Origin of the sequence: Ralstonia sp. Ralssp135 (genome assembly GCF_047304345.1) — a bacterium.
In the GTDB taxonomy this organism is placed as follows: domain Bacteria; phylum Pseudomonadota; class Gammaproteobacteria; order Burkholderiales; family Burkholderiaceae; genus Ralstonia; species Ralstonia chuxiongensis.
Genome location: NZ_JBGLYZ010000032.1, coordinates 51,910 through 61,958 on the forward strand (window position 1 = coordinate 51,910; position 10,049 = coordinate 61,958).

Below are 10,049 nucleotides of genomic sequence, written 5' to 3' on the forward strand. Positions count from 1 at the left end.
CCCGCCCGCCTGCTGTATGCAATCGCTTGCCCTGTTCGACCTGGACCACACCCTGCTGCCCATTGACAGCGAATACGAATGGGGCCGCTTCCTGGTCGCCCAGGGCGCCGTGGATCGAAGCGTCTTTGAGCAAGCCAATGAACGCTGGATGCGGGAATACCGCGACGGCACGCTCGACTTTGCGCGACACGCGCGCTTCTCGCTCGGCCTGCTGGCCCAGCACCCGCGCACACGGCTCGACGCCTGGCGTGCCACGTTCCTGCGCGACGTCATCACACCCGCCATGCTGCCGCGCGCACGGCAACTGGTCGACACACACCTGCGCGCCGGCGATCTCTGCTGCATCGTCACCGCCACGCACCGCTACCTGACTGAGCCGATTGCCGCCGCATTCAACGTGCCGCATCTGCTGGCGGTGGAGGGCGAGACCCTCAACGGTCAGAGCGATGGCGCGTTCACCGGCAACCCGCTCGGCACCGCCACCTTTGGCGCAGGCAAGATCGTGCGCGTAACGGAATGGCTCGCGCAGCGCGGCCAGCGCATGACAGACTTCTCGCGCACCGTGTTCTACAGCGACTCACGCAACGACCTGCCGCTGCTCGAAGCCGTTTCACATCCGGTGGCCGTAAGCCCCGACACCACCTTGCGGGCCGTGGCCGAATCGCGTGGCTGGCCCATCGTCGAACTCTTTGCTGCCTGAAAACGAAAACGCCCGCGCGGCGTGAACCGTGCGAGCGTCTTTGCACTGAACAAAGCTGTGTCAGGCAGCCACCGCTGCGGGCACGCTTGCCGGTGGCGTCCATTGCGGCAGTTCGGTGCCGTCGACCAGCGCGTCCATATGCCGATGCGCCAGCGCCGGTCCGACGCTCATGCCAATGCCGCTGTGCATCAGCGCGACGGTGGTGCGATCGTCGACGCGGGTGATGGAGAACGCGCCGCTGCCGGGTACGTGGCACTTGGCGCCGTACACGCCCTGCCAACGCTCAACCACGCGCAGCTTGCTGCCGAAGGTGTCACGCACGAGCTCGAGCATGATGTTGTCGACCGACTCGGCGTTGAACGGACGGGCGTCCTGACCATAGTCGTGCGAATCGCCAATGATCCAGTCGCCATATGGCGTGGGGCTCACCAACAGGTGAATGCCATGACGCGCCAGCTCGGGGCGCTGATGCTCGATCTGCATGGCCAGCGCCTGGGCGGTCGGCAAGTCCGCAAATGCGCCGTAGTGCGTGCATGACAGGCCAGTCAGCACGGCATGCTCCAGGCGGAGGCCGTCTTCCGGCGTGACACGCAGCATCTGCAGGCGGCAAACCTGCGGTTGCAGCGTGCGAAGCTGGTCAGCACACAGCGTCTGGTAATCGTGACCGCTGCACACAATCACGCGCTCGGCGTTGCACACGCCAGCAGTTGTTTCCAGCCGGCCGCCTTCCACATGGCGCACCAGCGTACCGAAATGGAAGCGCACGCCTTGCGTGGCAAGCCATGACGCCAGCGCCGGAATGGCTTCGCGCGAATAAAGCTGCAAATCATCAAAGCCCTGGAGCGCTGCGCGGTGGCGCATGAAGCGGCCATCGTAGAGGTTTGCCAGGTCTGCGCTGCGCAACAGCTTTACGTTGTAGCCGAAAGCCGGTGCGCGCGTCGCCATGAACTCGTCCAGTACGGCTTCTTCTGCGGCATTGCGGGCAAATAGCAGCGCACCGTTGGCGCGCGCAAAGATGCCGGCCTTGTCGGCCCAGTCGAGATACAGCGCGCGGCTTTCGCGCGCGAGGTCCAGCATGACGCCGGGCGGCTGGCCGGTCACCAGCATCTGACCGAAATTGCGAATGGACGCGCCGACGGCAATATCACTACGCTCGAATACCGTCACGCGCAGGCCGCGTTTGACGGCAGCGGCCGCGTGCGCCAAGCCCAAAATGCCAGCCCCGACGATGGCGACGTCGGTGCTGGCATCCAGGCCCCCTTGAGTTACGGGAGCTTGCATCGCTTACTTCTTCTCCGACTTGCCGTCGTAGCGCTTCGTCCACTCAGCGAGGATGCGATCACGATTGGCGCTGGCCCACGTAAAGTCGTTCTTGATCAGACGCTTTTCGTAGTCGGCCGGCAGCAGCGGATCAGGCTTGGAGAAGCCCGGCGTGGCGACCACGGCAAAGTTCTTCTCGTACAGCGCCATTGCAGCCGGGCTTGCAGAGAAGTCGGCCAGCTTCTTGGCGGCGTCCAGGTTTTTCGTGCCCTTCATGATGCCGGTGGCTTCCACGTCCCAGCCCAGGCCTTCGGACGGCAGCACGATGTCGATGGGCGCGCCTTCCTTCTTCGACTTCACGGCACGGTATTCAAACGCGATGCCGATCGGGAATTCACCCGAAGCGGCCATCTTGCAAGGCTTGGAGCCCGAGTGCGTGTATTGACCGATGTTCTGGTGCAGCGCGTCCATGTAGGCCCAGCCCTTCTGCTCACCCAGCATCTGCAGCCATGCGCTTACGTCGAGGTAACCGGTGCCGGACGAAGCCGGGTTCGGCATGACGATCTTGCCCGCGTACACGGGCTTGGTCAGGTCAGCCCACGAAGTCGGCTTCGGCAGGTTCTGCTTCTGCGCTTCAACGGTGTTGAAGCAGATGGCGGCGCCCCATGCATCCATGCCGACCCATGCCGGCGGGTTGGCCTTGTCGCGGTACGTCGCACCGATCTTCGACAGATCGGCCGGTGCGTACGGCGTCAGCATGCCTTCCTTGTCCAGGATGGCCAGGCTCGATGCGGCCAGGCCCCACACGACGTCGGCGCGCGGGTTGTTCTTCTCGGCCAGCAGCTTGGCGGTGACAACGCCAGTGGAGTCGCGCACCCACTTGATCTCGATGTCCGGATTGGCCTTCTCGAAAGCTTCCTGGTACGCCTTCACTTGATCAGCTTCCAGCGCCGTGTATACGGTCAGCGTGGTCTTGGCAAAAGCCGACGTGGCGAAAGCCATCGCGGCCGAAGCGACTGCGGCGGCCAGCAGGGAAAGACGTGCGGTCATGGTTTCCTCGGTATGGTGTGATGCAGCGGAAAAGACAACAAACAGAACAACAAACTCAGATGCACTGCGGGCGTTCACCGCGCGCCAGACGGCGGTTGATGTCGGCCACGACTTCAGGCAGATCGGCAATCGTGTCGATCTCGTAATGGGGACGGCAGGCGGAAAAGCCGGCCGAGATGGCGACGCGATGGCGCGCACGCTCGTCTGCAGACAGTGCGATGTATTGCTCGTACGGCAGGCCCAGCGCGTTGCCCGACATGAGCAGCGCAACGGTCCACATGCCGGCGCGGCGGCCCTCTTCAATTCCGGGCACGGTGTCGTCGACCTTCACGCAGGCCGCGACATCGCCAATCGCAAGGTCAACCACGCAGCGCAGCGCCTGCGCCGGCCACGGGCGGGCACGCGGCACGTCATCGCAAGCGACCACGCAGTCGGGTGTGTAGCCGGCATTGGCAGCCAGATCGACCACACGATCCATCACCACGCGCGGATAGCCCGAGCACGTGCCGATCTTCAACCCCGCTTCGCGCAGCGCAGCGATGGTGTCCAGTGCGCCCGGGATCATTGCGGAATGCGCACCCACCTTTTCGATCTGCAGCGGCATGAAGCGGTTGTAGATGGCGGTGACATCGTCATCGGTGGGCATGCGGCCATGCGCGAGCGAGAAACGCGCGGCAATCGCACCGTCGTTACACAGCGTGCGGATGTGGTCCCACTTGCCCAAGCCCATCGGGCCGCGGGCTTCGTCCAGCGTGATGGCCACGCCAAACTCGGCAAACGCTTCGACGAAGATCTGCGTAGGAGCAAACGAGCCGAAATCGACAACGGTGCCGGCCCAGTCGAGCACGGCGGCTTCCAGGCGCAACGGCGTGATGCCGGGGTTGACGCGGTCTGCGCCGGCCTGGCGTGCCGAGATTGGGGAGGAGTCACCCATGTTCATGCTTCCTTTCTGCTTTTTTTCGGTTACGGACTACGAATTCAATGCGCCGCCGTGCGCCAGGCCTGCGTGCGGCGCACGACGCCGCGCGTGGCCAGTTCCAGCAGCAGCGATACGGCGATCGACGTGACGAGAATGAGCGTGGACATGGCCGCAGCGGGGCCGATGTCGCCGGCGTCGTCCATGTTCAACACGGCCACGGAAGCGAGCACGGTATCGGGGCTGTAGAGGAAGATCACCGCCGACACGGTCGTCATGGCCGACACGAACAGGTAACGCGCGCAAGACAGCACGGCCGGCAGGCACATCGGCAGTGTCACGCGCCAGTACGTGCGCAGCGCCGACACCTTGAGCGAGGCCGACACCGCCTCGAACACCGGATCGAGTTGCCCCAGCGACGCCACCGACGTGAGGTGTGCCGCGGTGGCGCAATGCATGATCGTGCAGAGCACCATCAGCGCCATGCCGCCATACAGGCCGTTGAGCGGATTGGCCGGATGGTTGAAGAAGAACACGTAGCCCAGACCGAGCACGAGGCCGGGCACCGCCATCGGCAGCAGCACGGCAAAGCGGATGGCCGAATGCAAGCCGGATTGCAACCATCCTGCGGCGCGCGTCTTTTCGACCAGCCATGCACCGGTGAAGATCAGTGCGGTGCCAAACACCGTGGTCAGCGCGGCCAGCTTCAGGCTGTTGCGATACGCCAGCCAGCCGCCGCCGTCCATGTTGTCGAAGTCGTAATTGCGCAGCGACAGTTCGAGGTTGTACGGCCAGAGCTTCACCAGCGATGCGCCAACGGCGGTGGCAAGCATGAGCAGAATCCCACCGACCACCAGCACGCTCAGCAGCAGGAAAAGCCCATCACGCAGGCGATCCGGCTGCGGGTGATATGGCTGCGCGCGGCTGGCCAGCGCGGCGTGCTGGCGGCGCTGCACGAGGCGCTCTACCGCAAAGGTCAGCAGCGCCGGCAGCAGCAGCATCAAACCGATGACAGCGCCGCGTGCAAACTGCTGCTGACCAACCACGGCCTTGTAGGCCTCCACGGCCAGCACCTGATAGCTGCCGCCCACCACGGTCGGCACACCAAAGTCGGTCGCGACCAGCGTGAAGACCAACGCGAAGGCGCCGAACAACCCGTAGCGCGCACCCGGCAGCGTGACCGTGCGGAACGTGCGCCACGGGCTCGCGCCCATGGCACGGGCGGCGTCATACAGCCGGCCGTCTGCCAGCGTGAGCGTCGCCTGCAACAGCATCAACGCATACGGAAAGGTGTAGAACACCTCGCCCAGCACGATGCCCCAGAAGCCGTAGATGTTGTTGCCGCTCATCCATGCCTTGAACAGGCCTTGGTTGCCAAACAGGTAGACCAGCGCAATGCCCGGCAGCAGCGACGGCGCAAACAGCGGCAGCATCGCCAGCGTGCGCAGCGTGCCGCGCAACGGCATGCAGGTGCGTTGCACCGCGTAAGCCAGGGCAAACGCCAGCGGCACCACAATGGCGGCCACGGCGCCGGATACGGCCAGCGTACGGCCAACCATGTCGAGAAAATTTGGCGCCTGGACCACGTGGGCAACCAGCGCCAGGCCGTGCTCGTCTGTGCTGCGCACACTGGCAACCAGACCCGTGGCCTGCAACAACATCATGGCCGTGGGAAGCAGCAAACCGATGGCGAGCAACAGCAGCCAGCCAAGCTTCATGCCGGTCAGCACCGGCGCATCGGTACGCCAGAAAGGCCGGCTCGCAGCGCGAACCGGCTCGGATTGAGTGGCCGCAACCACGTTCGTCTCGGGAGGCAACGTCGACATGGCGGCCTCAGGCATACACACGCAAGCCGTCGCGCTCCAGCGCAATCCACAGCTTGCTGTCGCCCAGGCCATTGTGGCCGGCTTGCAGCGCGCTCGATGCCACTTCGGCCACCAGCGGTGCATCGGCCAGGCCATCGATCGACAGCGTCACGCGCGTTCGGCTCCCCAGGTAGATCTGGTCGACCACGCGGGCGAGATGGCGGTTGGGGGCGTCGTCATCGGGGTGCAGCGTGACGGCTTCGGGGCGGCAGAATAGGCGGCCCTGCATCGAGCCGCCATCGGCGAAAGCCGGATCGAGCAGCAGCGGTTGGCCGGCCAGCGTGGGCGTGCCATCTTCCGCGCGTTCCAGCGGCAGCCAGTTGGCCTGGCCGACAAACCCGGCGACAAACCCGGTGGCCGGGCGCGAATAGATCTCCGCCGGCGAGCCCGTCTGCTCGATGCGGCCGTTGGACATGACGGCGATGCGATCGGCCATTGCCATGGCCTCGTCCTGGTCGTGCGTGACCATCAGCGTGGTGACGTTCAGCTTGCGCTGCAGGCGGCGCAGCTCGATGCGCAGGTGTTCGCGCACCTGGGCGTCCAGCGCCGACATCGGCTCATCCAGCAGCAACAGCGATGGCGCGGGCGCCAGCGCGCGGGCCAGCGCCACACGCTGCTGCTGGCCGCCCGACAGCTGCGACGGGTACTTCGCCTCGCTACCGGCCAGGCCAACCAGCGCGAGCATCTCCGAGACTCGCTCCTGCATGCGCGCACGGTTGCCGTTGCTGGCGTCCAGCCCGTAGCCAACGTTCTGCGCGACCGTCAGGTTGGGAAACAACGCATACGACTGGAAGACGATGCCGTAGTCACGCTCGCGCGGGGGCAGGCTGGAAATATCGCGGCCACCGGCGACGATCTGGCCACCGTCGTGCGCCTCCAGCCCGGCAATGATGCGCAGCAGGGTCGTCTTGCCGCAGCCCGAGGGGCCTAGCAGGCAGACGAACTCGCCCTGCGCCACATCCAGCGACACCCCGTCAAGCGCCGTGAATGCGCCAAAGCGGCGCGAGACTTGCCGCACAGACAGGAACGGCGCGGCAGAACCCAAGGTCGGGTTGGAAACAGGCTGAGAGATGGGCACGGGGCGCAGACAGTGGCAAAAACGATCGCCACTGTAGCCAGCCGACATGTACCCCTTGTGGCAGTTACCCCAAAAACGCCAATGCGCGCATTTCCGGATTTTGGTTCGTCTATGACGAGACCGGCCGGACCTCGCTCAGGAAGGCGGCAATCAACCGCGCCTCACGCCGATCCTGCAGGCAATACAGGTATTCGCTCAGCTCCGGCGCGCCACCTTCAAAGGGCAGCACACGCAGATCGGCGTGGCTTGGCACTTCCTGGCGGGCGATCACGCTGACACCCAGGTTGCGCGTGATGGCCTCACGGATGGATTCGCGGCTGCCGATCTCAACCGTGGAAGCCGGCGTCACGCCAGCCTGCGCCATCATCGTTTCGGTCATGGCGCGCGTGGTCGATCCCACCTCGCGCACCAGCAGCCGGCATTGCGACAGCGCGCTTACCGGCACGCTCGTCTGGCCGGCCAGCACGTGACTGCGATGCACGACGAGCACGAGCGGATCGCGTGCCAGTTCAATACGCAGAAAGCGCGCGTCGTCCACCCGCTGCGACGACGAGGCCACGTCGACCCGGTACTCCTGCAGCGCTTCGAGCATCTGCACCGAATTGCCGGCTTCGATGCTGACGTCAATGCCGGGATGGCTTTTGCAGAAGCGATCAACGATGTCGAGCACGTAATACGGCGCGGTCGCGCCGATGCGCAGGTGGCCCGATCCCATGTCGCCGGAATTGCGCAGGAAGAAGTCGATCTCGGTTTCCTGGCGCACGAGCTGGTCCACCAGGGGCATCAGCCGCACGCCCGCGTCCGCCAAGGAAAGCCGGCGCCCGCCCCGGTAGAACAGCTCGACACCGTAGGCCTCTTCAAGGGCGCGGATCTGCGAAGTCACGGTCGGCTGCGACAGGCCGAGCTGCTTGGCTGCCAGCGTGATGCTGCCCAGGCGGGCAACCATGAAGAACGACTTGAGCTGCGCAACGAGCATCGGCGGGTGACGTATTGAGCGCGTTTGCGGCGCGGTGAATGAGCGGGCGGCCCATTCTAGCGGACGGCACCGTCGCCAAAGTGGCGCCAGGCGCCCTCCTCCGTTTTCTGCATCTACATCCCGGGGCTACGACTTTTTCAACCTTTTCGACAACGCAAACTTTGCGCACCCCCACATCGGGGGGAATTGGCGCCTGTGAGGCCGTCATTTCCACAAATCGAATCCGCCACTTCGCCTTGAGAATCCGTCCGCATGTTGCGCTTGAGGCAGTCACGAGCCGCCCCTGTGCAGGCATCTGGTATGTGCGGAATTGGAGAGAAGTGGATGGAACGCAGCAGCAACAACGTGCGCGGCACGAAGCAATGGACCATCGCGATGATGGTGGCAGCAGCAGGTACCCTGGCCGCATGTGGCGGAGGCGGTGGCGGCGGCAGTTCGGGGGCCGCCCCGGCAGCCACGCAAGGCTCGTCCGCCAATATCACCGTGGCGGCGGCGTGCAGCGGGTCGAACTGCGGCGCACTGGGCAATACCTACGCCGGCTCCGGCGTGGGCGTATGGCAAGCGACCAACACGGGCGGAGCGGCCGGCTCGGTGCCGGTGTCGATCGCGGGGCTGACTGGCCAGAGCGTGACGCTCGTCTACACCAACCAGAGTGCGGCGGCTCAGCCGATGCCGTCCGTCTCGCTGACAGGCCTGGGGCTGCTGAATGCCACCGGCACGCCGGTCGCCAAGCCTGCCGCCGACGTGGCCGGCAATGACGCCAACGCGGCGTTCGACCGCCAGCTTTCCGATTTCAACATGCATGCGCTGGACGGCTACGCCACCGGCGGCAGCCCGCTCAAGACGCAAGGCGCGTCTAACGACACGGTGCTGCGTCCGCAGTCGGTCGCCAGCGTCGGCACGCAGCGTACGTGGAACCACCAGCAGCCGGACGGCACCGCCACCGTGCGTACGGCCACGCTGCGCCAGCAAGCCACGGCCACCGACGGCCGCATCGTCAACCTGTGGGTGGAAAACACCGAATACAGCACCAGCAAGATCACCGACGGCATCATCAACACGCTCATCACCAAGTTTGCTTCGGGCACGCAGTCGGTCTACACGCTGGCCACTTCGCTGGTCGGCCAGCCGTGGGGCAGCTACTCCAGCTCCGCCAGCCTGATCGATCCGAACCAGGCGCTCGATATCGTGGTGCTGAACATCCAGCCCGATAGCCAGCCCTATGGCCGCGTTGGCTATTTCTGGGCGCGCAACAACTTCACCACCAGCTCGCAGCCGCTGTCGAATCAGTCGCTGTCGCTGTATGTGGATTCGGAAACCATCTACCTGGGCGGCACTGATGGGCTGAATACCGTCGTCTCGACGCTCGGCCATGAGTTCACGCACATGGCCAACTTCTACCAGCGCGGCGTGCTGCACGGCTCGCAGTACATGTACGGCACGTGGCTGGAAGAAATGACGGCGATGACGATGGAAGACGTGCTCTCCAGCCAGATCGATCCGACCTTCAACAACGTGCGCGACAGCCGCTTCCCGGCCTGGCTGCAAAGCGCGTACGACTGCTCGCTGACGGCGTTTGATCCGTCGCTGTCTTCGTCCTGTCCGGGGTATCCGATTTCGGGCAGCCTGGGCGGCTTCCTTCTGCGCCAGTACGGCATTGCGTACTACACGAACCTGCTGCAGAACTTCTCGTCCACAGATTCGGCTGCGGTACTCAACAGCGCCATCCAGGCCGGCGGCGGCGCAGGCCTGGGCGATGCAACGGGCCGTTGGGGCACGGCGGTCGCGCTGCTGCCGGTGCCAGGCAGCCCGTCGGGCTTCGCGTATCCAGCTCGCTCGGACAGCGGTTTTTCGATCCCGGCGCTGAACGGCCCGAGCTACAGCAGCCAGCGCACCATGCCGACGTCCGTACCGGCCACGCTGCAAAGCTTCGGCCAGTTCCCGGTCGCGCGCGGCACGAAGGCAGGCACGTACAGCGAGACGATCACGGTGCCAGCGTATTCAACGGTGTCCATCATCATCCACTGACAACGCTGGTTGAGGGAGCGTGCTCCCTTTTGGTTTCAGCCCGTGCTGGAATCTTGAGAAGCACCAAAAAGAAAAGGCGCCGCCGGGCGTGAAACCACCGCGCCGGTTGATTTTTAAAAGGCGGGGCAGCCCCCCCCCCGGCGCGGAAAACCAATAAATAAGGGACGGGGGGGGCC

At 65.0% G+C, this 10,049-nt stretch carries 8 protein-coding genes; 2 read left to right on the forward strand and 6 right to left on the reverse strand.

The genetic code is table 11. The annotated features are described in order from the left end of the window. Positions 1-16: 16 nt before the first annotated feature. On the forward strand, positions 17-700 hold the full coding sequence (locus tag ACCD03_RS19570) for an HAD family hydrolase (RefSeq protein WP_413412618.1): 684 nt from the start codon (positions 17-19) through the stop codon (positions 698-700). A 60-nt stretch (positions 701-760) separates the two neighbouring features. Here the strand turns inward: ACCD03_RS19570 and ACCD03_RS19575 are convergent, their stop codons facing one another. From ACCD03_RS19575 to ACCD03_RS19600, 6 genes are all read right to left on the reverse strand, one after another. Next, positions 761-1,981 (reverse strand): TIGR03364 family FAD-dependent oxidoreductase, encoded by a 1,221-nt coding sequence (locus ACCD03_RS19575; protein WP_413412619.1) that lies wholly within the window; start codon positions 1,979-1,981, stop codon positions 761-763. Positions 1,982-1,984: 3 nt separating this feature from the next. Further along, positions 1,985-3,010 carry a putative 2-aminoethylphosphonate ABC transporter substrate-binding protein gene (locus tag ACCD03_RS19580; protein ID WP_253534201.1) on the reverse strand — a complete coding sequence of 342 codons (1,026 nt, stop codon included), beginning with the start codon at positions 3,008-3,010 and terminating at the stop codon, positions 1,985-1,987. 55 nt (positions 3,011-3,065) lie between these two features. Then, positions 3,066-3,944, reverse strand: a complete 879-nt coding sequence (phnX, locus tag ACCD03_RS19585) for a phosphonoacetaldehyde hydrolase (protein WP_413412620.1) — start codon at positions 3,942-3,944, stop codon at positions 3,066-3,068. A gap of 44 nt (positions 3,945-3,988) precedes the next feature. Next, positions 3,989-5,752, reverse strand: coding sequence for a putative 2-aminoethylphosphonate ABC transporter permease subunit (locus ACCD03_RS19590; RefSeq protein WP_413412621.1), 1,764 nt, complete (start codon positions 5,750-5,752; stop codon positions 3,989-3,991). Positions 5,753-5,759: 7 nt separating this feature from the next. Continuing rightward, complete coding sequence (locus tag ACCD03_RS19595) at positions 5,760-6,917, reverse strand: putative 2-aminoethylphosphonate ABC transporter ATP-binding protein (protein WP_413412622.1); 1,158 nt, start codon at positions 6,915-6,917, stop codon at positions 5,760-5,762. Between the two features lie 61 nt (positions 6,918-6,978). Beyond that, positions 6,979-7,845, reverse strand: coding sequence for a LysR family transcriptional regulator (locus ACCD03_RS19600; protein ID WP_413412623.1), 867 nt, complete (start codon positions 7,843-7,845; stop codon positions 6,979-6,981). 324 nt (positions 7,846-8,169) lie between these two features. Between ACCD03_RS19600 and ACCD03_RS19605 the strand changes: the two genes are divergently transcribed. Continuing rightward, on the forward strand, positions 8,170-9,873 hold the full coding sequence (locus tag ACCD03_RS19605; RefSeq protein WP_413412624.1) for a M30 family zinc metallopeptidase: 1,704 nt from the start codon (positions 8,170-8,172) through the stop codon (positions 9,871-9,873). The last annotated feature ends 176 nt before the right edge of the window (positions 9,874-10,049 follow it).

Excerpts from the sequence above, each read along its gene's own strand:
- ACCD03_RS19600 (WP_413412623.1), bottom strand. The coding sequence starts at position 7,845 with ATGCTCGTTGCGCAGCTCAAGTCGTTCTTCATGGTTGCCCGCCTGGGC.
- phnX (WP_413412620.1), bottom strand. The coding sequence starts at position 3,944 with ATGGGTGACTCCTCCCCAATCTCGGCACGCCAGGCCGGCGCAGACCGC.
- ACCD03_RS19580 (WP_253534201.1), bottom strand. The coding sequence starts at position 3,010 with ATGACCGCACGTCTTTCCCTGCTGGCCGCCGCAGTCGCTTCGGCCGCG.
- ACCD03_RS19575 (WP_413412619.1), bottom strand. The coding sequence starts at position 1,981 with ATGCAAGCTCCCGTAACTCAAGGGGGCCTGGATGCCAGCACCGACGTC.
- ACCD03_RS19605 (WP_413412624.1), top strand. The coding sequence starts at position 8,170 with ATGGAACGCAGCAGCAACAACGTGCGCGGCACGAAGCAATGGACCATC.
- ACCD03_RS19595 (WP_413412622.1), bottom strand. The coding sequence starts at position 6,917 with ATGTCGGCTGGCTACAGTGGCGATCGTTTTTGCCACTGTCTGCGCCCC.
- ACCD03_RS19570 (WP_413412618.1), top strand. The coding sequence starts at position 17 with ATGCAATCGCTTGCCCTGTTCGACCTGGACCACACCCTGCTGCCCATT.
- ACCD03_RS19590 (WP_413412621.1), bottom strand. The coding sequence starts at position 5,752 with ATGTCGACGTTGCCTCCCGAGACGAACGTGGTTGCGGCCACTCAATCC.